The 20,692-nt window shown below is 32.1% G+C and carries 24 protein-coding genes and 2 pseudogenes; 20 read left to right on the forward strand and 6 right to left on the reverse strand.

The genetic code is table 11. From position 1 onward, the window contains the following. Window positions 1-8 precede the first annotated feature (8 nt). The 4 genes from DFR54_RS05395 to DFR54_RS05410 all read left to right on the forward strand — a co-directional run bounded on the left by DFR54_RS05395 (window position 9) and on the right by DFR54_RS05410 (window position 2,858). Complete coding sequence (locus DFR54_RS05395) at window positions 9-473, forward strand: nucleoside deaminase (protein ID WP_114289273.1); 465 nt, start codon at window positions 9-11, stop codon at window positions 471-473. Between the two features lie 16 nt (window positions 474-489). Beyond that, window positions 490-1,416, forward strand: a complete 927-nt coding sequence (gene arcC / locus DFR54_RS05400) for a carbamate kinase (RefSeq protein WP_114289275.1) — start codon at window positions 490-492, stop codon at window positions 1,414-1,416. Between the two features lie 147 nt (window positions 1,417-1,563). Next, on the forward strand, window positions 1,564-2,322 hold the full coding sequence (locus tag DFR54_RS05405; protein ID WP_114289276.1) for a DUF4362 domain-containing protein: 759 nt from the start codon (window positions 1,564-1,566) through the stop codon (window positions 2,320-2,322). A 74-nt stretch (window positions 2,323-2,396) separates the two neighbouring features. Next, window positions 2,397-2,858: a GNAT family N-acetyltransferase gene (locus tag DFR54_RS05410; protein ID WP_114289277.1), complete on the forward strand. Its 462-nt coding sequence runs from the start codon at window positions 2,397-2,399 to the stop codon at window positions 2,856-2,858. 16 nt (window positions 2,859-2,874) lie between these two features. Here DFR54_RS05410 and DFR54_RS05415 read toward each other — a convergent pair. Together DFR54_RS05415 and DFR54_RS05420 are read right to left on the reverse strand one after the other, a co-directional pair. Beyond that, window positions 2,875-3,864: pseudogene (locus DFR54_RS05415) on the reverse strand (aminotransferase-like domain-containing protein); the annotation flags it as partial. A 12-nt stretch (window positions 3,865-3,876) separates the two neighbouring features. Further along, window positions 3,877-4,194 (reverse strand): winged helix-turn-helix domain-containing protein, encoded by a 318-nt coding sequence (locus tag DFR54_RS05420; protein ID WP_114289280.1) that lies wholly within the window; start codon window positions 4,192-4,194, stop codon window positions 3,877-3,879. Here DFR54_RS05420 and DFR54_RS13530 point away from each other — a divergent pair. After that, the gene (locus DFR54_RS13530) at window positions 4,169-4,426 is read left to right on the forward strand and encodes an EamA family transporter (protein ID WP_114289282.1); all 258 of its coding nucleotides are present in this window, start codon (window positions 4,169-4,171) and stop codon (window positions 4,424-4,426) included. The two genes, DFR54_RS05420 and DFR54_RS13530, sit on opposite strands and share 26 nt — an antisense overlap. Window positions 4,427-4,607: 181 nt before the next feature. Here DFR54_RS13530 and DFR54_RS05430 read toward each other — a convergent pair whose 3' ends face one another. Beyond that, on the reverse strand, window positions 4,608-5,117 hold the full coding sequence (locus tag DFR54_RS05430) for an LURP-one-related/scramblase family protein (RefSeq protein WP_114289284.1): 510 nt from the start codon (window positions 5,115-5,117) through the stop codon (window positions 4,608-4,610). Window positions 5,118-5,245: 128 nt separating this feature from the next. Here DFR54_RS05430 and DFR54_RS05435 point away from each other — a divergent pair, with 128 nt between their 5' ends. The 12 genes and pseudogenes from DFR54_RS05435 (at window position 5,246) to abc-f (ending at window position 17,506) form a co-directional block, all read left to right on the forward strand. After that, window positions 5,246-5,815 carry a glycerol-3-phosphate responsive antiterminator gene (locus DFR54_RS05435; RefSeq protein ID WP_114289286.1) on the forward strand — a complete coding sequence of 190 codons (570 nt, stop codon included), beginning with the start codon at window positions 5,246-5,248 and terminating at the stop codon, window positions 5,813-5,815. Between the two features lie 141 nt (window positions 5,816-5,956). Next, window positions 5,957-7,402, forward strand: coding sequence for an NAD(P)/FAD-dependent oxidoreductase (locus DFR54_RS05440; protein ID WP_114289288.1), 1,446 nt, complete (start codon window positions 5,957-5,959; stop codon window positions 7,400-7,402). Next, window positions 7,403-8,659, forward strand: a complete 1,257-nt coding sequence (locus DFR54_RS05445) for an NAD(P)/FAD-dependent oxidoreductase (protein ID WP_114289290.1) — start codon at window positions 7,403-7,405, stop codon at window positions 8,657-8,659. A 3-nt stretch (window positions 8,660-8,662) separates the two neighbouring features. Continuing rightward, window positions 8,663-9,019 carry a DUF1667 domain-containing protein gene (locus DFR54_RS05450; RefSeq protein WP_114289292.1) on the forward strand — a complete coding sequence of 119 codons (357 nt, stop codon included), beginning with the start codon at window positions 8,663-8,665 and terminating at the stop codon, window positions 9,017-9,019. Window positions 9,020-9,039: 20 nt separating this feature from the next. Beyond that, a complete protein-coding gene (locus DFR54_RS05455; RefSeq protein ID WP_114289294.1) occupies window positions 9,040-9,489 on the forward strand; it encodes a flavodoxin in 450 nt (149 codons plus the stop codon). A 22-nt stretch (window positions 9,490-9,511) separates the two neighbouring features. Beyond that, window positions 9,512-13,042 carry a pyruvate:ferredoxin (flavodoxin) oxidoreductase gene (nifJ, locus tag DFR54_RS05460; RefSeq protein WP_114289296.1) on the forward strand — a complete coding sequence of 1,177 codons (3,531 nt, stop codon included), beginning with the start codon at window positions 9,512-9,514 and terminating at the stop codon, window positions 13,040-13,042. Window positions 13,043-13,196: 154 nt separating this feature from the next. After that, window positions 13,197-14,384, forward strand: coding sequence for an elongation factor Tu (gene tuf, locus DFR54_RS05465; RefSeq protein WP_114289298.1), 1,188 nt, complete (start codon window positions 13,197-13,199; stop codon window positions 14,382-14,384). A 100-nt stretch (window positions 14,385-14,484) separates the two neighbouring features. Beyond that, a pseudogene (locus tag DFR54_RS05470) lies at window positions 14,485-15,039 on the forward strand (helix-turn-helix transcriptional regulator); the annotation flags it as partial. Window positions 15,040-15,054: 15 nt separating this feature from the next. After that, window positions 15,055-15,399, forward strand: coding sequence for a WCX domain-containing protein (locus DFR54_RS05475; protein WP_455350578.1), 345 nt, complete (start codon window positions 15,055-15,057; stop codon window positions 15,397-15,399). A gap of 40 nt (window positions 15,400-15,439) precedes the next feature. Next, window positions 15,440-15,571, forward strand: coding sequence for a hypothetical protein (locus DFR54_RS13465; RefSeq protein WP_282957098.1), 132 nt, complete (start codon window positions 15,440-15,442; stop codon window positions 15,569-15,571). Then, complete coding sequence (locus DFR54_RS13215; RefSeq protein ID WP_170126927.1) at window positions 15,568-15,711, forward strand: VOC family protein; 144 nt, start codon at window positions 15,568-15,570, stop codon at window positions 15,709-15,711. The genes DFR54_RS13465 and DFR54_RS13215 overlap by 4 nt, the downstream gene beginning before the upstream one ends. A gap of 331 nt (window positions 15,712-16,042) precedes the next feature. Next, window positions 16,043-17,506, forward strand: a complete 1,464-nt coding sequence (abc-f, locus tag DFR54_RS05480) for a ribosomal protection-like ABC-F family protein (RefSeq protein ID WP_114289304.1) — start codon at window positions 16,043-16,045, stop codon at window positions 17,504-17,506. Here the strand turns inward: abc-f and DFR54_RS05485 are convergent. Together DFR54_RS05485 and DFR54_RS05490 are read right to left on the reverse strand one after the other, a co-directional pair. Then, window positions 17,498-17,839, reverse strand: coding sequence for a DUF4260 domain-containing protein (locus DFR54_RS05485; protein WP_114289306.1), 342 nt, complete (start codon window positions 17,837-17,839; stop codon window positions 17,498-17,500). The genes abc-f and DFR54_RS05485 overlap by 9 nt on opposite strands. Then, window positions 17,836-18,249, reverse strand: a complete 414-nt coding sequence (locus tag DFR54_RS05490) for a MerR family transcriptional regulator (RefSeq protein ID WP_114289308.1) — start codon at window positions 18,247-18,249, stop codon at window positions 17,836-17,838. The genes DFR54_RS05485 and DFR54_RS05490 overlap by 4 nt, the downstream gene beginning before the upstream one ends. A 148-nt stretch (window positions 18,250-18,397) precedes the next feature. On the opposite strand from DFR54_RS05490, the gene DFR54_RS05495 reads away from it, so the two are divergent. Continuing rightward, entirely contained in the window at window positions 18,398-18,580 is a 183-nt protein-coding gene (locus DFR54_RS05495; protein WP_086341543.1) for a 2-hydroxymuconate tautomerase, read from the forward strand. Between the two features lie 151 nt (window positions 18,581-18,731). On the opposite strand, the gene DFR54_RS05500 is transcribed toward DFR54_RS05495, so the two are convergent. Then, on the reverse strand, window positions 18,732-19,313 hold the full coding sequence (locus DFR54_RS05500; RefSeq protein WP_114289310.1) for a lytic polysaccharide monooxygenase: 582 nt from the start codon (window positions 19,311-19,313) through the stop codon (window positions 18,732-18,734). A gap of 310 nt (window positions 19,314-19,623) precedes the next feature. On the opposite strand from DFR54_RS05500, the gene secG reads away from it, so the two are divergent. After that, on the forward strand, window positions 19,624-19,860 hold the full coding sequence (secG, locus tag DFR54_RS05505; RefSeq protein WP_114289312.1) for a preprotein translocase subunit SecG: 237 nt from the start codon (window positions 19,624-19,626) through the stop codon (window positions 19,858-19,860). Between the two features lie 81 nt (window positions 19,861-19,941). Next, on the forward strand, window positions 19,942-20,691 hold the full coding sequence (locus tag DFR54_RS05510; RefSeq protein WP_114289314.1) for an alpha/beta hydrolase: 750 nt from the start codon (window positions 19,942-19,944) through the stop codon (window positions 20,689-20,691). Window position 20,692: the final 1 nt, after the last annotated feature.

A 20,692-nucleotide genomic window follows, 5' to 3' on the forward strand; every position in this document is an offset into this window, starting at 1 on the left:
TAATTAAAATGAGTAATGAGTTTAATAAGTATTTTAAATTAGCGTCAGAAGCAACTATTGAAGGAATGAAAAAAGGACACGGTGGTCCCTTTGGTGCAACAATAGTTAGAAATGGTGAAGTGATTGCAGCTGTCGGAAATACAATGATGAGAGATACTGATCCTTCTGCTCATGCTGAAATGGTGGCAGTTAGAGAAGCTTGTAAAAAATTAGATACCATGGACTTGTCTGATTGTGAAATTTATGCAACTTGTGAGCCCTGTCCAATGTGTGTTGGTGTTATGATGTGGGCTAATATAAAAAAAGTTTATTACAGTAGTACAAGAGATGATGCTGGTGCTAACGGTTTTTCAGATATGCATTTAAGAACTTATTTAGATGGTAGTACACCAGACGTTTTTGACATGGAGCATATTGGTGAAAGAGAAGATTGTGATGTTCTTTGGGAGACTTTTAAAGAATTGAATCAGTAACAGGAAGGAAAGAACAATGGATAAAATTAACCGAGTAGTTATTGCTCTTGGGGGAAATGCTATATTAAAACCTGGTCAAAAGGGAACTTTTGATGAGCAAAAAGAGAATATAGAAATTAGTGTGGATAGTATTGGTGCAATGATTGAAGAAGGTTTTAAGTTAGCTATTGTTCACGGGAATGGCCCTCAAGTCGGTCAATTACTTCAACGAAATGAGTTGTGTAAAGATAGTGTTCCAGCACAACCATTTGCTAGTGTCAGTGCTCAGTCACAAGGTTATATTGGACATATGATTCAAGAATCTATTAAAAATAGATTCCCTGAAAAAGAAGTTGTTACCATTTTATCCATGACTGAAGTAGACGAAAAAGATCCAGCTTTTTCGAATCCAATGAAGCCAATTGGTTTGTTTTACACAAAAGAAGAAGCTGAAGAATTTGAAGAGCAGGGAATTGTTATGGGGGAAGATTCTGGCAGAGGATACAGAAGGCTTGTACCTTCTCCAAAGCCTAAAGAAATAGTAGAAAGAAAAACAATTGCCAAATTACTTGAGATGGATACAATCGTTATAACTTCCGGTGGAGGCGGCGTACCTGTTATTAAAAGAGACGGCCTTTATGTAGGGCAAGATGCTGTTATCGATAAAGATTTAGCAGCTTTAAGTTTAGCAAGTGATATCAATGCTGACGTTTTAATGATTTTAACAGATGTTGATAATGTTTATATTAATTACGGTAAAAATAATCAAGAAAAATTAGAACATATTACTGTTGCTCAATTAGAAAAATATTATGAAGAAGGTCAATTTGCAGAAGGTAGTATGGGTCCTAAAGTAAAAGCTTGTATCGATTTTGCTAAAGAAGGTAAAACAGCTATAATCTCTTCTCTAGAAAATGGTTTACTAGCTCTAAAAGGAGAAAAAGGAACAATTGTAACGAAATAAGAAAAGCTGTAGCTAAATTATTATTAGCTACAGCTTTTTTTAATCCTCTCTTGTGGATTTAGAATAGCATAGAATCAAAAAATGTTAACCAAAGTAGGTTTTAGAAAAATAAAGATGGTAAAATAGCATAGTGAGAGGTGTAGAAAAATGAAAAAACAATTTAAAGGATTATTAGTTATTAGTTTAATAATAGTTTTAGGAGCGTGTTCTAAACAAGAAAAACCGATGCAACGAGAAGTTTATAAGGATATTAATACAGAGCTAGTAAAAAAAGTGACTGGAGCTTGGTTAGGTGAAGGTGAGAAGGAAAAGAAAATTTATGATATTACATATAAAAAACAAACTTTATGGATTAATCAAGAAGAACTGGAAGTAACTGAAACAAAAGATAACTTAGTGTTAACACAAACTAAAAAAGAAAAACCATTTTTCTATGATTTTAAAATTGAAGGAGAAAATATTACTGTGATACCCTCCTATCCAGTTCCAAAAGGACAATCTGGAGGACAACTAGCTCCCATTAAACTAATCCCAATTGATACAAAAGAGATAGAAGTACATAATTCTGAAAAAGATGAATTAATAAATTTTGAAGAGACTCTAAAAACAAGTTTAGACATGTTTGAGAGAAAAGAAGCCTTTCTATTAAAAATGACTCGTTTTACAACAGAGGCAGATCCGATTTTTGAGATGCTTAGCTTTAATGGTGAAGAAATTTATTATTATTACGATAATTCTAAAGATAAGTTTGGTGAAAAAAATATTGTCAGTGCTAGCTATAAAAATTGGCGTTTTGAAGAAAAAACAGATGAAACAAATCATACAATTAAGGAATTTATTTTATCCGAACCAATGGAAAAAGATAGTGAAAAACAAGTTGTTTTTGACATTCAAAATTTAGAATAAATCTGAGCAAACAATTGTTATTTTTTTGATTTAGCGTGCTATACTTAGCTATCAAATTTTGGAGGAAGTGAAGTATGCACCTAGTTTTTTACAATGAAGATTTTTTGAAAGAGATTAAAGCCTATCAACTTGATGATGCCTCGTTTACAGGGATACCATCAGAAGTTATTAAGGAAAATCATCTGAAAGAAAATTATTATCCAATATTATGTTTTGAGGAAGACCGATTGGTTTGTTTCTTTTCTTTAGATGGCTCAGAAAATAAAAATGTTTATACATCAAATGAAAAGAGTTTATTGATTCGTTCTTTTTCAACGGATTCTCGTGAAACTAGAAAAGGCTTTGCAACAAAAAATTTAAGAGTATTAATACCTTTTATAAAATCTAACTTTGAAGGTGTGGAAGAAGTTGTTTTAGGTGTGAACGAAAAAAATCCTAATGCGTATCAAATGTATTTAAAAGTAGGATTTATAGATACAAAGAAAAAACATTTAGGCCCAAGAGGTTATCAACATATTTTAAAAATAAAGTGTTAAAAGTAAAAGAAAGCTATTAATTTGATAGCTTTCTTTTACTTTTTTGATAGACATTTTGAATCGCGGCTATTCCTTTTGTAATTTGAGTTGGAGTTAATTGAAGGAGTTCAATGGTGTAGATTTTATTTTTGCATTTATAGTTATTAGGGACATTTCTGCCAATATCTTCAAGTTTAATATTTTCTTCCTGTAAATAATTTTCAAATAAAGAGGTAGAGACATCTCTAGGTAGAGTAATAAAACTTTTACCGGTTTCAAAAAGGCTTAAATCAAATAATTCAGGTGTCTTTTTTCCTTGGTTAATAAAAGCCTGATCACGACTTAGTTGAATCAATCGAGTGTCTTTAATATGCTCATCAAACATGCCGGTTTTGATATAAAGATTAAGTGCCGCTTGAGAAAACATCGAACTATCAACTTCTAAAATAGTGCGGTACTTAATAAAAGCTTCTCGTAAGACACTAGGTAATAAACAAGCACCTATTCTAAGCCCAGGAAACATAATTTTAGAAAAGCTTTTTAAATAAATGACCCGTTCATTTGTATCATAAAAATGAAGAGGTAGATTAGTAGTTGTAGAAATAAAATCTCCTAAATAATCATCTTCCACAAGATAAACATCATACTGGTTAGCTAATTTGAGTAATCTTTTTTTCTCGATTTCTGAAAAAGAGAGCCCAAGAGGACTGGAAATTCTAGGTGTGGTATAGAAAAATTTAATATCATTATCTCTGAAATAAGTTTCTAAAAGTTCCCAGTCAAGACCATTCTCATTTCGTTCAATTGTTAGAAAAGGAATCTTTTCTAATTCAAGTAAATCAAGCATTAAATGATAACTAGGTAATTCAATTAAAATAGTCTCTTTTTGATTTGGAAAAGTTAGCTTACTTAGAATAAAAAGAGCTTGTTGGATGCCTGTTGTAATAAATAAATTTTCTTCTTTGATAAATAATTGATTTTTTTCGAACCATTTTTTTAAAGTTTGAATAAGTTCTGGTAGGCCTTGTGATTGGCCATATTAAAAAAACTCTTCTTTATAGTTTTCAGTTGCTTTTTTCAAACAAAGTAAAAAATCACTATAAGGAAAGGAAACCGCATTTGAGCGACTAGAGCCAAAATCAATAGTAGTTGTTAATGTGTTTTCAGGCTTAATTTTCTCCTTTTGTAACACATAAAAACCACTACGATCTTTTGGATAAATGAGATGTTCCTCTTCAAGTAAAGAGATAGCTTTTTTTATTGTATCTAAACTAACTTGATAGTTTTTTGATAATTGTCTTAAAGAAGGTAATTTTTCACCTTCTTGATAAATGTCATTTAGGATTATTATCTTCATTAGCAGTGCTTTTTTATCGAATTATGCGATTCATCATATTCCTGCATCTACTGTAGGTTTATTCTCAAATTTATCACTAGTTATTATGATTCTTTCAGGTGTTATTGTATTAAATGAACCAATCTACAGCTATCAAATCATAGGAATATTGATTATCTTAATTCCTATTATTGGGATGAATGTAATACAAAAAAAGCTTGTCAAAACTACTTCAGTTACACCAAGTAAATAGAAAGGAAAATAGTCTGACCGAAATGTTAGACTATTTATTATTTCTTAACTATTCTTACTAGTCAGGGGATAAAAAGTCTGCTCTTTCAACAACTTCACAACTAAGGATCAATTGAAAAAGCCAATTGTTCCTTATTTCCTCCAGTTGCTTAGAGCAAAACGACTTTTGACCCACCCTGTTTTTAATTTTGGCTATTAGTTGAGCTAGAAGTATTATTTTTACGTTGTTGTGCTTTAAGGAAGTCTATGGCAGCAACTAAAAGGACGATTAAATGTTCATAGTCTTGATTATAAATTGTCATTTCGTAGGTACTTGTCATAGCTAACCATTTTTGATTAATGGTAGCTATTTTTATTCGCCCTTGATAAACGTCAAAATGTTTACTTAAAATATCACCACGGACTTCAATGTCTTCACTGTAAATTTGATAGTTAGATTTAAACAAAGTGAGTTGTTTTTCAATGCGAAGGGTTTTGTGTCCTTTAACTTCTACAATAAATTTAGGCATTAGTTTGAATAACTCTTTTGTCACTTTTCCAATAGCTTTATTGTTTTTATCAACCATGGTAAAAGACTTAGCTAATTTAAATAAGCTACCTTGAACACGGTAAACAGTTTGATTATGTTTATCTGTAACCGAAAATTTTTCATTCACACTTAACATTTTTTGTTTCATGTATAATTGGCGCATATAATTGACCTCCTTTTCACTTATTTATCTTACTTTAGTATTTTATGAGAGATTTGGCAAGATGTATAAAATAAATCTCCACAAACTTTCTTTTTAGGTATAATGAAAGAAGGAAAAGAGGGATTGAGATGAAAGAAGTTAAGATTTATGACAGACTAAGTGATAATCCGATAATAGCGGCTATTAAAGACGAATCGGATTTAGAAGAGTTACTTGATTCAGATATAGAAGTTATTTTTGTACTCCAATCTTCCTTATTAACGATTAAAGAAATCTCTGAAAAAATAGAGGCAAGTGGGAAAGTTGGTTTTGTTCATTTAGGCCTTGTAAAGGGATTGTCGGATGACGAAGTAGGTCTTAGGTATTTAAAAGAAAATACTTCTTTTTCAGGTATTATTTCGACTAAATGGCCCCAACTTGTTAGAGCACAAGCTCTAGGCTTTATGACAGTTTATCGTATTTTTATGGTCGACTCTTTAGCTTTTAATTCTTTAAAAAAGGCTCAAAACCCTAAATTTCCAGATTTTATTGAGATATTACCTAATACCAGTGGTAAAATTATCCAATCTGTAAAAGAACAAATTAAACGTCCTTTAATCGTTAGTGGCTTGATTACGGATAAAGAAGATGTTATTAATGCTTTAAAATACGGAGCTATTGCAATCTCATCTACGAACAAAAATGTATGGAAATTTTAAAAACAGATTGCATTACTTTGTGAATTATTCTATAATGTAAGTAATTAAATAAACAGCTAGAGAAAAGAGCGCATTGAACGAATCTTCACTAACGTGAGGGTTGGTTCAATGCGCTCTTTTTATTAATCGGAGGGTGAGAAAATGTACGATATAGCAATTATTGGTGGTGGAATCAGTGGTGCTTCCTTAGCTTATGAATTAAGTAAGTATGAGCTAAGAATTGCCGTCATTGAAGCAGAGAATGATGTTTCAGTCAAAACAACAAAAGCAAACAGTGCCATTTTACATGCAGGATACGATCCAAAACCAGGTTCATTAAATGCCAAATTAAATGTAGAAGGCTCCAAATTAGCAAAAGAAATTTGTCGTAAACTAGATGTTCCAAGAAAGCAATTAGGTTCACTTGTAGTCGCGTTTTCAGAAGAAGATTTAGTCACTATTGAAAAATTGTACGAACGAGGTATTGAAAATAGTGTCCCTGATTTGCAGCTCTTAAGTAAAGAAGAAACTCTGGAAAGAGAACCACATTTAAACAAAGATATTTATGGTAGTTTATTTGCTCCAAGTGCAGCAGTTGTTAATCCTTGGGAGTACACAATTGCTATGGCAGAAGTTGCTATTCAAAATGGTGTGGATTTTTATTTCAATCAAGAGGTTATTGCGATTAATACCCAAGAAAATTATTTTGATATCTTAACAGAGGAAAGAAGTTTTGAAGCAAAACGTGTAATTAATGCAGCAGGCGTTCATGCTGGGGAGATTCATGAAATGGTAGCAGAGCCAACCTTTAAAACGATTCCTTGTCGTGGGGAGTATTACTTACTTGATTTAGAAGAAACAGATACGGTGAATCATATTGTTTTTCAATGTCCTACAAAAGTTGGTAAAGGAATACTAGTAGCGCCAACAACTCACGGAAATATTATTGTTGGTCCAAATGCAGAAGATATCGATGAAACTCTAGTCAATACAGGACAAGACACAGCAAATACTGCAAAAGGGTTGAAAGATGTAGCTAAAGGAGCTAGAAAAAGTATTCCATCAATCAATTTAAATAACTCAATTAGAAACTTTTCAGGAGTCCGAGCTAATACAGACCGAGAAGATTTTATTATTGAAGAAGTTATTCCAGGATTTTTTGATATGGCAGGTATAAAATCACCAGGGCTAACCGCAGCACCAGCTAACTCCCTTTATCTAATTGAATTGATGAAAGAAAAAGGATTAGAGTTAAAAAGAAAAGAAAACTATGTAGATGAAAGAAAAAGAATTCATTTTAATGAAGCAAGTATTGAAGAAAAACAAGCATTAATTATGGAAAATCCTGATTATGGTCGAATTATTTGTCGCTGTGAAAACATTACAGAAGCAGATATTAGAGCTTCCCTTCATCAAACATTGCCAGCTCAATCAGTAGATGGTGTAAAACGTCGAACAATTGCTGGAATGGGAAGATGTCAAGGTGGTTTTTGTGGACCAAGAGTTGTGGAAATAATTGCAGAAGAATTAAATATTTCACCACTTGATGTGGATTTAGACCGATTTAATAGTCCAGTTCTTGTCAGTGAATCGAAGGAGGTTCTTTAAATGTATGATTTGATTGTAATTGGTGGTGGTCCAGCTGGTTTGGCTGCAGCTATAAGTGCCTATGAAAATGGTTTAGAAAAAATCTTAATTGTAGAGCGTGATGTTGAACTTGGTGGGATTTTAAATCAATGTATTCATAATGGGTTTGGTCTTCACTATTTTAAAGAAGAATTAACTGGTCCAGAATATGCTGGGAAGTTTATTGAAAAACTAAAAGGAACCTCTATTGAAGTATTAATGGATACAATTTGTTTAGAAGTAACAGACAAAAAGCAAGTCCATATCATGAATAAAATCAAAGGATATCAAATTTTAAAAGCAAAAGCTATTTGTTTAGCAATGGGATGCCGGGAACGAACAAGAGGTGCTATCCAATTGCCAGGTGCTAGGCCATCAGGAATTATGACAGCTGGGGCAGCCCAAAGATATGTCAACATGGAAGGCTTTATGGTTGGTAAAAAGGTAGTCATTTTAGGTTCAGGTGATATTGGTTTAGTTATGGCAAGGCGAATGACTTTAGAAGGAGCAGAAGTATTAGCTTGTATTGAAGTAATGCCTTATTCTGGTGGCTTAAATCGAAATATTGTTCAGTGTTTACATGATTTTGATATTCAACTTTATTTATCTCATAGTATTATTGATATTAAAGGAAATGAACGTCTTGAATCTATTACAATGGCTCAAATTGATGCTAATAGAGAAGTTATTCCAGGAACAGAAGAAGAAATAGAGTGCGATACCTTACTTCTATCTGTAGGTCTGATTCCAGAAAATGAGTTATCTAGAAAAATGGGTGTTAAGATGGATCAGAAAACTAAAGGCGCATTAGTTTTTGAAAATAGAGAAACATCTATACCAGGTATTTTTGCTTGCGGAAATGTTTTACATGTTCATGATTTAGTAGATAACGTTAGTGCTGAAAGTATGATAGCAGGAGCAGCTGCAGCTGAATATGTTAAAAATCAAGGTGAGGAAAGTCATGAAAAAGGGATTGAACTAGTAAACGGAGATGGTGTTTCTTATGTTTTACCTCAAAAAATTAGACGCGATCAAGTGGATAAACGTGTAGAGGTTTATTTTAGAGTAACAAAAGTAATGGATGAATGTGAAATTGAAATTAAAAATCACGGAGAAGTTATTACAACCTTTAAGAAAAAAGATTTAGCACCAGGTGAGATGGAATCACTAAGATTGCGGAAAAAATTTATTGAAGATATAGAGATTACAGACTTAGAAATTGCAGTAAAGGAGATGTAAAAAATGGCAGAACTGATTTGTATTGTTTGTCCCAAAGGTTGTCACTTAAACGTTGATGAAAATAACGACTATAAAGTAACTGGCAATAACTGTCGTAAAGGTGAAGTATACGGTAAACAAGAATTAATTAGCCCTGTTAGAACAATCACTTCAACTTGCAAAATCAAAAATGGAAATTTACCACGTATTCCAGTGAAAACTCAAGATACCATTCCAAAAGGAAAAATGATTGAAATTATGAAATTAATTAATCAAGTCGAATTACAAGCCCCAGTTTCTGTTGGAGATTTAGTGATAGAAAATGTTTTAGATACAGGCGTTAATGTTGTTGCTTGTAAAAATATGGAACGTATTGGATAAAAAATTAGGAGGAAAAAAACATGACTTTAGTAAAAATTGCGTACGCATCAAACACAGGAAACACAGAAGGAATTTCAGAATATTTAGAAGAAGCATTTGAAGAGTTAGGAGTAGATGTTGAAAGAGAAGAGGCTGGAGATATTGATAGCGATTTCTTTGAAGATGCTGATATTGCTATTGTAGCAACATTTACAGATGGTGATGGTGAGATTCCATTTGATTTTGAAGATTTTTATGAAGAAATCGTTGATGAAGATTTAGATGGGAAATTATTCGCAGTAGTTGGTAGTGGAGATAGTGAACTTTATCCAGATTATTTCTGTCAAGCAGCTTTCTCATTTGAAGAAACCTTATTAAAAGCTGGGGCAACTAAAGCTCATGAAACTTTAACAATAGAAAATGATGCTGAAAGTGATGATATTGAAAAAATCAATAAGTTAGCTAAAGAGGTTATTGAGCAACTTTCATAAAGATAAGAAAAGGACGAGAAGAATGAAAAAAACAAAAACAATGGATGGAAATACGGCAGCAGCCTACATCTCTTACGCCTTTACTGAAGTTGCCGCTATTTACCCAATTACCCCAAGTTCCACTATGGCTGAATTAGTAGATGATTGGTCAGCTAAGGGACAAAAAAATATTTTTGGTGAAACTGTAAAAGTAGTTGAAATGCAATCGGAAGCTGGTGCAGCAGGAACTGTTCATGGTTCTTTGAAAACTGGTGTCTTAACTTCAACTTACACAGCGTCTCAAGGTTTGTTATTAATGATTCCTAATATGTATAAAATTGCTGGAGAATTACTACCAAGCGTTTTCCATGTCACAGCTAGAGCTATTGCAACTAACGCTTTAAGTATTTTTGGTGATCATAGTGATGTGATGGCAACTAGGCAAACAGGTTTTGCTATGTTAGCTGAAGGCAGTGTTCAAGAAGTGATGGACTTATCAGGTGTCGCCCACTTAGCTAGTATTGAAAGTAGTGTCCCTTTTCTAAATTTCTTTGATGGTTTTAGAACAAGTCACGAATTACAAAAAATTGAAGTTATTGATTATGAGGATTTAAAAGGATTAGTTAATCAGGACAAATTAGCTGAATTTAGAAACCGTGGTCTTAATCCCAATACACCAACTGTTTCAGGTACTGCTCAAAACCCAGATATTTATTTCCAATCAAGAGAAACTGTTAATAAACATTACGAAGATTTACCGCAAATTGTCCAAAAATACATGAATGAAATTAATGAGATTCGTGGAACTAATTATGATTTAACAACTTATTATGGAGATAAGGAAGCAGCAGAAGTTATTATTTCAATGGGATCAGCAACACCGACTATTAGACAAACAGTTGATTATTTAAATAATCAGGGACGAAAAGTAGGACATATTGCAATTCATCTTTATCGTCCATTTCCAACTGATAACTTATTAGAAAAATTACCGAAGACTGTTAAAAATATTGCCGTTTTAGATAGAACAAAAGAACCAGGTGCTGACGGGGATCCTCTATTATTAGATGTTCAAAGTGCTCTTTATGAGTTAGAAACGCGTCCCCGTATTATTGGCGGAAGGTATGGTATTGGCTCAAAAGATGTCACACCAAATCAAATTATTTCTATATTTGATCATTTATCAATAGATTCAAAAAATATGAAACGTAGATTTACAGTAGGAATTGAAGATGATTTAACTCATCTATCATTACCGATGACACCGGTTCTTGATTTAACACCAAAAACAACTTTCCAGGGGAAATTTTGGGGCTTTGGTTCAGATGGAACAGTGGGAGCTAATAAACAAGCTATTAAAATAATTGGTGATAACACAGATAATTATGCTCAAGCTTACTTTTCATATGATTCTAAAAAATCAGGTGGTTTAACAGTCTCTCATTTGAGATTTGGAAAAGAACCAATTAATTCTATTTATTTAGTTGAAAATCCAGATTTTGTTGGTTGCCATAATGCAGCTTATATTCATAAGTATGATCTAATAAAAGGCTTGAAAGATGGTGGCACATTCCTACTGAATACAGTTTGGGATGAAGAAAAAGTTCTGAGATTATTACCTAAACATTTGAAAAAATATATTGCGGAACACAACATTAACTTCTATATTATAAACGCCATGGAGATTGCTCAAAAAGAAGGACTAGGTAGAAGAATCAATACAGTCATGTCAACAGCCTTCTTCGAATTAACATCCTTAATGACAAGAGAAGAATATTTACCGTTATTAAAAGAAGAAATTAAAAATAGTTATGGAAAAAAATCTTCTGAAATTGTCGAACGTAACTGGCGTGTCATTGATCAAACTTTTGATGCCTTAATTAAAATTGATGTACCAAAAGAATGGCCTAATATAGAAATAACACCAAAAAATGAAGAAGAAAATATACCGGCGTATGTAAAAAATATTGCCCAACCAATTGAACGACAAGAAGGAAACAGTCTATCAGTTAAGACCTTAATCGATAATGGTATGTTAGGAGGAACTATTCCTTTAGGGACAGCAGCCTATGAAAAAAGAGGAATTGCACTAGAAGTTCCTGAATGGATTCCAGAAGCATGTACCATGTGTAATGAATGTGCATTTGTTTGTCCACATGCAGCCATTAGACCATTTTTAGCTAATGAAGAGGAAATGGAAGAGGCACCAGCAGGCTACATTACTCGTGACTTTAAAGGCAAAGATGGTTTAAACTACCGAATTCAAGTTTCTGTTGAAGACTGTACCGGATGTGGTTTATGTGTGGATGCTTGTCCAGCAAAAGATAAAGCCTTAGTAATGAAGCCTTATGAAGAACAACGTGAAGAAGCTGTCAACTGGGCCTTTTCTATGACTTTAAAACAAAAAGAAAATCCAGTTAAAAAAGAATCGGTTAAAGGGTCTCAATTTGAGCAACCATTATTAGAATTCTCAGGTGCTTGTTCTGGTTGTGGTGAAACACCTTATGTTAAATTATTAACTCAGCTATTTGGAGACAGAATGATGATTGCAAATACAACAGGTTGTTCATCAATCTGGGGAGCATCAGCTCCAACAACACCTTACACAACCAATCAGTTTGGTCAAGGACCAGCTTGGAGTAACTCTTTATTTGAAGATAATGCAGAATTTGGATTTGGAATGTATGTGGCAAATCAAGTGAAACGCTCTCGAGTAGCAGAGAAAATCCAACATATATTAGATGAAGAAATAGGAACAGAAGAAACAAAAGCCTGTTTAAGAGAATGGCTCGAACACATAGATGAAGGTCAAGGTACAAGACAAAGAGCTACACGCTTAGTATCAGCTATAGAAAATGAATCAGATGAAGTTTTTAAAGATTTATTAGCTGATGAAAAAATGTTTGTTAAACCAAGTCAGTGGATGATTGGTGGAGATGGTTGGGCTTATGATATTGGTTTTGGTGGTATTGATCATGTATTAGCTTCTGGTGAAGATATTAATATCTTTGTTATGGACAATGAGCTGTACGCTAATACTGGTGGGCAAATGTCAAAAGCAACAACTCAATCAGCAATCGCTAAATTTGCAGCTTCAGGCAAGAAAACTAGTAAAAAAGATTTAGGGATGATGGCAGCAACATACGGAAATGTATATGTGGCACAAATTTCAATTAATGCCCATCCAAATCAGGCTATAAAAGCTATTACTGAGGCAGAAAATTATCCAGGTCCATCACTCATCATTGGTTATACACCGTGTATTAATCATGGAATTAAAGGTGGTATGAGTAATGCTTTACTAAATGCGAGAGAAGCTCTTGAATCAGGATATTGGCAGTTATATCGCTATGATCCAAGATTAGCTGAAAAAGGTAAAGACCCAATGAGAATTGATTACAAAAAAGCAGACTTGAGTAAAATTCCTGATTTCCTTGAAACTCAAACTCGCTTCTCATCACTTATAAATGTGACAAAAGATGAAGAAATAGTTGATGAAATGTATGATAATACACAACAAGATGTAGCAGATCGAAATGAAAATTACGAAAGATTATCAAAAATGAGAAAATAGATTTTAAAGAGAACCTTGTTAATTCAAAGGTTCTCTTTTTTTGAGCTTATCATTTGTAAGTATAAGAAAAAAGTTGTATGATAATCACATGAAAGTCAAAGAAGGTCAAACAAGTCTTTGGTTTTTATAAAAGAATATATAGGAGGTTTGCGCTATGGCAAAACAACATTTTGAAAGAACAAAAGAACACGTAAATATTGGAACAATCGGACATGTCGATCACGGGAAAACAACATTAACAGCTGCGATTACGAGTGTGCTAGCTAAAAAAGGCCTAGCAAACCCTCAAGACTATGCAAGTATTGATGGCGCTCCAGAAGAAAGAGAGCGTGGAATTACAATCAATGCGTCACATGTTGAATATGAAACTGAAAAAAGACATTATGCTCATATTGATGCACCAGGGCATGCGGACTATGTAAAAAATATGATTACAGGTGCTGCTCAAATGGATGGGGCTATCTTAGTTGTATCAGCAACTGATGGACCAATGCCACAAACAAGAGAACATATTCTATTATCTCGTCAAGTAGGTGTAAAATATTTAATTGTCTTTTTAAATAAAACAGATTTAGTAGATGATGATGAATTAATCGACTTAGTTGAAATGGAAGTAAGGGATTTATTAACTGAGTACGATTTTCCAGGAGACACAACACCAGTGATTAAAGGTTCAGCCTTGAAAGCAATTGAAGGTGATGAAAAAGCAGAAGCTGCTATTTTAGAGTTAATGGATACTGTAGATTCTTATATTCCAACTCCTTCAAGAGATACTGAGAAACCACTTTTATTATCAGTAGAAGATATTTTCTCAATTTCAGGTCGTGGAACAGTTGTTTCTGGACGTATTGAAAGAGGAACTGTTTCTGTCGGTGAAGAAATTGAAATCGTTGGAATTAAAAATGAAACTAAAAAAGCTGTTGTAACTGGAATCGAAATGTTCCGTAAAACATTAGAAAAAGGTGAAGCAGGAGATAACGTTGGGTTACTTCTTCGTGGTGTTACAAAAGACGAAGTAGAACGTGGTCAAGTAATCGCAAAACCTGGTTCAATTACACCACATACTAAATTTAAAGCTGAAATTTATGTGTTAAGTAAAGAAGAAGGTGGTCGTCATACACCATTCTTTAACAACTACCGACCACAATTTTACTTTAGAACAACAGATGTAACAGGTAATATTATTTTGAATGAAGGTACAGAAATGGTTATGCCAGGAGATAATGTTGCTATAGACGTTGAATTGATTCATCCAGTTGCTATTGAAAAAGGAACAACATTCTCAATCCGTGAAGGTGGTAGAACAGTTGGTTCTGGTATGGTAACAGAAATAGAAGCATAATACAGAAAGGTTGTGAATGATAGGTCACAGCCTTTTTTATGTTTCTTGGTATAATAGAAAAAAATGTCATGAAAGGCAAATAATGAAAATTGAAAGATTGATGTATATATTAGTAACCTTGCTTTCCCAAAAATACCTCAAAGCAAGCGAAGAGGCCCAGATGTATCAGGTTTCTAGTCGAACGATTTACAGAGATATTGATACATTAAGTTTAGCAGGAATTCCAATTTATTCTAAACAAGGAACTGATGGTGGTTTTTATATTGATGAAAATTATAAGTTAAACTCACTCCTTTTTTCTGATATGGAAAAAAAGATGCTTCAAGAATTAAGTCTTAGTTTAGCGACTAGCTACAAAAGTCCAAAACTTGATGAACTAAGTAAAAAAATGAGTTATCTAGTTGAGAAAAATAAAAGTGTGTCACCCTATTTTTTCGATTTAACCTTATGGAAAACAAATCAGCCTTTTTTAGAGGAAATCGAAGAAGCTATGGAAAATAATAAAGTGCTTGAATTTGAATACACAACGTTTAATGGTGTATCTTCTGTCAGAAAAGTTGAACCTATTAATTTAGTTTTTAAATCTAGTGTTTAGTATATTTATGCCTTTTGTAGACTAAGACAAGAGCCACGTCTTTTTCGAGTAAGTCGTATTAGACAAGTTAGACAAATGGAAGAAATCTTTGATCCTAAAAAGCACACAGCTTTATCAAAAGAAATATTAGAAGATTTTTACACTGGGTTATCTAAAAGAATTGAAATGATTCCTATTGTTTTAGAATTTAAACAAGAAGCAAAGGCTAAAGTTTACGATTCCTTTTTAGAAAAAGACATTACTGAATATCCTGAAAAAATAATTGTGTCAAAAGAAATGCCAAAAGAAAGATGGCTAGTTGAGATGTTAATGAGCTTTGGTGGTCTGGTTAAAGTGATTTCTCCAGAGTTTTTACAAAAGGAAATCATTGAAGAAGCTCAAATAATTTTAAAGCAATATGACATAAAGGTGTCAAAGTAGTTTGCTAAACTAAAATTATTAAATAAGGAGGGAAGCAGATATGAAAAGTGTATTTACAGTAAAAAATTGGGAAGTGTCTTTTGTCATTGATGAAAAAATAGCTCACGCTACAGCAACTTACAATATGGTAGGTGATTTAGTAGGAGAAGTTGAAGTTGATTATAGTATTTGATATCAGGAGTTTTTGGATTTGTTCCTACTTCTACTGGTGAAAAGATTGAGTTAGCTTTTTTATGTGATTCAAAAGAAGAAATTAACAAATTAGTAGAAAAAATAAAAAATCACGGATATGATATCGTAAAAGAACCTTAGTCAGCTCCGTCGGGACAATATTATGCGTTAGTAAGAGATGAAGATAAAAATGTAATTAGTTTATTTATAAATGAAAATTGAGTAGGTTAATTTTATAATTAACGAAAATATGTTATAGTGAAGTAACTATTAAACAAGGAGCGATAGACATGCCAGGAAGAATTCGACTTGCATTATTAAAAGACCAATTAAATACAATTTAAAAGTCTAGCAATGAAACATTTTTCATGGAATACATGTTTATTTTATTTAAATGTTAAGAGGCATGCTTAGGCTGTCTCTTTTTTGTGTTCTTTTTTTCATTGTTAGTGAAAAAAGGGAGAATGTTAATATGCAAGAATTAGTACTATCAATGGAAGACATTAGTTTAGAATTAGGAAACAAAGAATTATTTCAGTTTAAGAAACTATCGGTTTACCAAGGAGAACGGATTGGAATTATTGGAAAAAACGGGGAAGGTAAATCAAGCTTGTTAAAACTTATCATGGGGGAACTTGAATCAGGAGTAGGTAGAATACAAAAAGAAGTGGATTTTTCATACTTTGCTCAATTACCAGAAGAATTATGTGATAATAATATAGAAGTTAATGCTGAATTATTAAGTCAATTTGATGTGCCAGATGCTAACTTTGATTTAATGAGTGGTGGAGAACAGGCAAAATACCGCTTAGCTAAAATTTTTTCATCTTATAAGGAAGGACTTATATTAGATGAACCAACGACTCATTTAGATCAAAAAAGTAAAGAATTTCTAATTGAAGAGTTACGATATTATTATGGAACTTTGATTTTTGTTAGCCATGATCGTGATTTTCTAAACAATTTAGCTACTAAAATTTGGGAAATATCTGAAGGCATAGTCAAAGAATACAAAGGCAACTATGATGATTATCGGAATCAAAAGGAGCAAGAAGAGCTTGAAAATCAAAATGCTCAAGAAAAATATAACTTAGAAAAGAAAAAATTAGAGACTTCAATCAAAAAACAAAAAGAACAAGCTAAAAAAATTAGTAAAATATCAAAATCAAGAGCAAATAAAAATACCAAACCAGATCGTCTAGCAGGCAGTAAATCAAAAGATACTGTGCAAAAAAACATGTTTAAGCAAGTGAAGAACTTAGAAAATCGTTTAGAAAAGTTAACACCAAGACAAGTTTTTCTAAACGATAAAGAAATTAGCTTTCCAAAACATCATTTTAATGAGATGCACAACCCGTATCCTATTATGGCTACAGGCTTGAGTATTAGTTATGGTGACAAAATTATTCTAGATAATTGTGATTTTCAGTTTAAAAAAAGTCAAAAAATTGCTATTGTAGGAGATAATGGAGTTGGAAAAACAAGCTTGTTAAAGAAAATTTATCAAGGAGAACATAGCATTATGGTTTCTTCAAAAGTAATTTTTTCGGTTTATGAACAACTTAGCTATCAATTAAATAGTGATAAAAGTATACTAGAGTATCTTTTAAGTCAAACTGATTACTCTGAGTCAGTTTCTAGAAGTGTTTTAAACAAACTAGGATTTACTCAAGATGAGCTGAAAAAACCGCTTAGTTTATTAAGCGGAGGAGAAAAAACGAGATTATCTTTAAGTCTAGTGATGACCAAACCATCAAATGTATTAATTCTCGATGAACCAACTAATTTTATTGATTTAAAGACGATTGAAGCTTTAGAGGGTTTGATAAAATCATATCAAGGTACAGTTATTTTCACATCTCATGATTCTTATTTTGTTGAGAATGTTGCTACAGAAATTTATGAATTTAAAAATCATAAATTAATATTAAGATAAGTGAGTGTGTTTAAAATCATCTAGATACTTTAATCCAAAACCTAGTGAACGATCCATAAAAATATGGCTAATCCAAATGAGAGCAATCATAGTTGCCGTATTCGATTTAACTAAAATAGAAATAAATAGTAGGGTGATGGGGAAAAATAAGTAGTGAATGGTGTTGTAAATATAAGCACCAACTTTGGTATTGATAAAATAACCAATCATCGAAACATCAGGAATAAATAGTAGAATTAAAAAATACCAAAGAGAAAATTTGAACAAATAGAAATAAATAAACAAAGTCAGCATAAATAATAATAAATTTTCTATTTTTAATAAACGATTCATAGGGATTCTCCTTCGAATTTTTTTAGTAAGGGAATAATTTTTTCTTCATCTTTGATGCCATTACTGGTAGAAATAATACTTTCAATTTTTTCTAGAATTTTTAAACTTTGTTCCATAAAAGCAATCTTTTCTTTAAGGATATTAATATGAGTATCAAGGAAATTTAAAGTTTCACTTTTGCATTGAATAGATGTTTCTTGATTTTTTAAGGCCATTAATATCTGAATTTTATCTAATTTAAGATTTAATTTTTTTAAGTTTAATATAAAAAATAAGTTATTTAAATCAGACTCTGAATATTCTCTATAACCATTTTGATTTCGCACAGGCTTAAGCAATCCAAGAGATTCATAATATCTAATACTTTCTTTTGAAATTTCAGCTAAATTGGCAATATCTTTTATTTTCATAGGTCAACCTTCTTTCTATTATAAGGATAACACTGAAGTTCACTTCAAGGTCAAGTGAATTAATAAAAAGAGAAATTAAACAAATATTGACATCGTGTCTCTAGAAAGAGTAGACTAAATAAAAGACTACTAAAAAGGTGGAGAGAATATGCCAATCGTACATATTGAATTATTAGAAGGTCGAACTCAAGAACAAAAAAATGAAATGGTTAAAGAGGTTACAGAAGCCATTGTTAAAACAACTGGTGCAAGTAGAGACGCAGTTCATATAGTAATCAATGATATGGAAAAAGGTAACTATGCAGTAGGTGGAAAAACTAAACTACAATAATATCTATCTAATGTGTTTAAATTTCATGTTAATCGAATAAAAAATATCTTTTCCTAAGTAGTAGATTTATCTACTACTTTTTTTGTATATAGATATAAAAAGCTCCAAAGTTAAACAGTTATGAGTAACTTTGGAGCTTTTGAATATTTTTCTATTGGATATCTACGTCAACAACTTGGTAAAAAGCATTTGTTGTATCTGCTACATTCCAAACTGATAAAATAATATGATATCCTTTATGAGTATTTGGAATTTGAATGTTTTGCGAAACAAGAGTTGGAGGAATCATTGACTTATCATCAAATTGAGTTATTAATTCAAAATTATCAAAGGTCAAAGGTTTATTCGGATTCCATCCTTCTTTAGTAATATAATAATCCCAAGTACTAGTACGATGTCTAGCTGTTAGGAACCAGTTTATGTTAAGACTGCCATTTGTTATTTCATTTTTATGCCAACGCATTTCTGTTTGTTCATCAAGTGGAGAAAAACCACTTACACCAGCACTAGCAATTTTACCATCAATAAAAGTGTTTTTGGGAGCTTCGATACTTTGAGGTTCCCATTGAGCGCGGCCAACATTGTTATTTAAATTTCCACCAGCAGATGTTCCAAGATATGCTCTACTTGCAGGTTCTTTAATATATCCATGTGCTGACGCTGTTGGCGACATCAAACTAACCATACCTAAAGAAACTAAACAAACGCTTAAAACTTTGTGACTTAACTTCATAAAAAAACCTCCTATATATTTTATATAAACATCATAACATTATAATAAATCGTTTTCAACTCTTTTTATGAATAAAAAGAGTTTTTTTAGTTCTTATTTATCTTTATATATAAGTTTAATGAACTTTTTCTTCAAAAACGTTTCGGTTTATACGATGTAAGAAAGAGGTAACTATATCGTAAGTGGAAAAAAAACTATAAATACTATAGTAGGAAAGTTATTTTTTTAGTGAATAACTAGAAATTTATAGACACTTATGATAAAATCATTAAGATGTCAGTTAGTTTAGTAGAGATGAGGAGGACATGCTTTGTATCAACTTCTTTTAACCATTATGCTTATTTTATCAGTACTTATTATTATTGCTGTTATGATGCAACCAAGTAAACAAAATAGTGCGGCTAGTGCGTTTTCAGGCGGAGCCAGTGAATTATTTGGAAAAGCAAAAGCAAGAGGCTTTGAAGCCTTCATGCAAAAAGCAACAGCTGTTTTAGGTGTTGCGTGGGTTGTAGTAGCTATTACTTTAGCCTATTTATCATCAAAATAAGTAAAATCTAACCTCCTGTTCTGACAGGAGGCTTTTTTATTGGTACAATGAAAACAAGATTTATGATAAGGAATGATTTAAATGTTGCCACAGGAAATATACTTTAAAAATGGAAAAAGAGCTGTATTATTATTACACGCTTATACAGGAAGTCCTAATGACGTAAGAATGTTAGCTAGACAACTAGAAAAAGAAAATTATACCGTATTAGCGCCTTTATTTTCAGGTCACGGAACACCTGACCCGATGAATATTTTACATATGACACCAGATATTTGGTTAAATGATGCTAAAAAAGCCTTGAAAAAATTGCAAGATGACGGCTATGAAGAAATTGCTGTCTTTGGTCTTTCTATGGGTGGTGTAATTGCTATGACATTACTTGGAGAAAATCCAGATTTATTTGTTGGAGGAGGATCTTTCAGCTCACCGCTAGTTCCTGAATCAACGAATCAGATTTATCCAAACTTTTTAAAATATTGTGAGTTCATGTATAAAAAAATAACTAACTCACCTGAAGAATTAGAAGAAAAAATGAATATGGTAAAAATGCCTTTAAATGTTCAACTTGAACAAGTTTTTAATTTATCAAAAATAGCTTTTGATGGGTTGCCAAATATTGATAAGCCAATCTATGTTGCTCAATCTGGTCAAGATGAGATGTTTGATGGAAGTAGTGTTTATGAGATTGGAAATCAGTTAAAAGGGACATATCATCAAATTATTTGGTATCCAAATAGTACCCACGTTATTACAGTAAGTAAAGATCGTAAACAGTTTGAAGGAGATATTGTCGCATTTTTAAGCCATATTAAATGGAATGAGGAATAAA

The sequence above is a fragment of the Vagococcus fluvialis genome, assembly GCF_003337315.1.
GTDB lineage: Bacteria > Bacillota > Bacilli > Lactobacillales > Vagococcaceae > Vagococcus > Vagococcus fluvialis.

Coding starts and splice junctions, on each gene's coding strand:
- DFR54_RS05395 (WP_114289273.1), top strand. CDS start 9: ATGAGTAATGAGTTTAATAAGTATTTTAAATTAGCGTCAGAAGCAACT.
- DFR54_RS13530 (WP_114289282.1), top strand. CDS start 4,169: ATGTCATTTAGGATTATTATCTTCATTAGCAGTGCTTTTTTATCGAAT.
- abc-f (WP_114289304.1), top strand. CDS start 16,043: ATGCAAGAATTAGTACTATCAATGGAAGACATTAGTTTAGAATTAGGA.
- DFR54_RS05430 (WP_114289284.1), bottom strand. CDS start 5,117: ATGCGCCAATTATACATGAAACAAAAAATGTTAAGTGTGAATGAAAAA.
- DFR54_RS05490 (WP_114289308.1), bottom strand. CDS start 18,249: ATGAAAATAAAAGATATTGCCAATTTAGCTGAAATTTCAAAAGAAAGT.
- DFR54_RS05405 (WP_114289276.1), top strand. CDS start 1,564: ATGAAAAAACAATTTAAAGGATTATTAGTTATTAGTTTAATAATAGTT.
- arcC (WP_114289275.1), top strand. CDS start 490: ATGGATAAAATTAACCGAGTAGTTATTGCTCTTGGGGGAAATGCTATA.
- DFR54_RS05475 (WP_455350578.1), top strand. CDS start 15,055: ATGGAAGAAATCTTTGATCCTAAAAAGCACACAGCTTTATCAAAAGAA.
- DFR54_RS05485 (WP_114289306.1), bottom strand. CDS start 17,839: ATGAATCGTTTATTAAAAATAGAAAATTTATTATTATTTATGCTGACT.
- tuf (WP_114289298.1), top strand. CDS start 13,197: ATGGCAAAACAACATTTTGAAAGAACAAAAGAACACGTAAATATTGGA.
- nifJ (WP_114289296.1), top strand. CDS start 9,512: ATGAAAAAAACAAAAACAATGGATGGAAATACGGCAGCAGCCTACATC.
- DFR54_RS05420 (WP_114289280.1), bottom strand. CDS start 4,194: ATGAAGATAATAATCCTAAATGACATTTATCAAGAAGGTGAAAAATTA.
- DFR54_RS13465 (WP_282957098.1), top strand. CDS start 15,440: ATGAAAAGTGTATTTACAGTAAAAAATTGGGAAGTGTCTTTTGTCATT.
- DFR54_RS05500 (WP_114289310.1), bottom strand. CDS start 19,313: ATGAAGTTAAGTCACAAAGTTTTAAGCGTTTGTTTAGTTTCTTTAGGT.
- DFR54_RS05410 (WP_114289277.1), top strand. CDS start 2,397: ATGCACCTAGTTTTTTACAATGAAGATTTTTTGAAAGAGATTAAAGCC.
- DFR54_RS05445 (WP_114289290.1), top strand. CDS start 7,403: ATGTATGATTTGATTGTAATTGGTGGTGGTCCAGCTGGTTTGGCTGCA.
- DFR54_RS05440 (WP_114289288.1), top strand. CDS start 5,957: ATGTACGATATAGCAATTATTGGTGGTGGAATCAGTGGTGCTTCCTTA.
- DFR54_RS05495 (WP_086341543.1), top strand. CDS start 18,398: ATGCCAATCGTACATATTGAATTATTAGAAGGTCGAACTCAAGAACAA.
- DFR54_RS05450 (WP_114289292.1), top strand. CDS start 8,663: ATGGCAGAACTGATTTGTATTGTTTGTCCCAAAGGTTGTCACTTAAAC.
- DFR54_RS05510 (WP_114289314.1), top strand. CDS start 19,942: ATGTTGCCACAGGAAATATACTTTAAAAATGGAAAAAGAGCTGTATTA.
- DFR54_RS05455 (WP_114289294.1), top strand. CDS start 9,040: ATGACTTTAGTAAAAATTGCGTACGCATCAAACACAGGAAACACAGAA.
- DFR54_RS05435 (WP_114289286.1), top strand. CDS start 5,246: ATGAAAGAAGTTAAGATTTATGACAGACTAAGTGATAATCCGATAATA.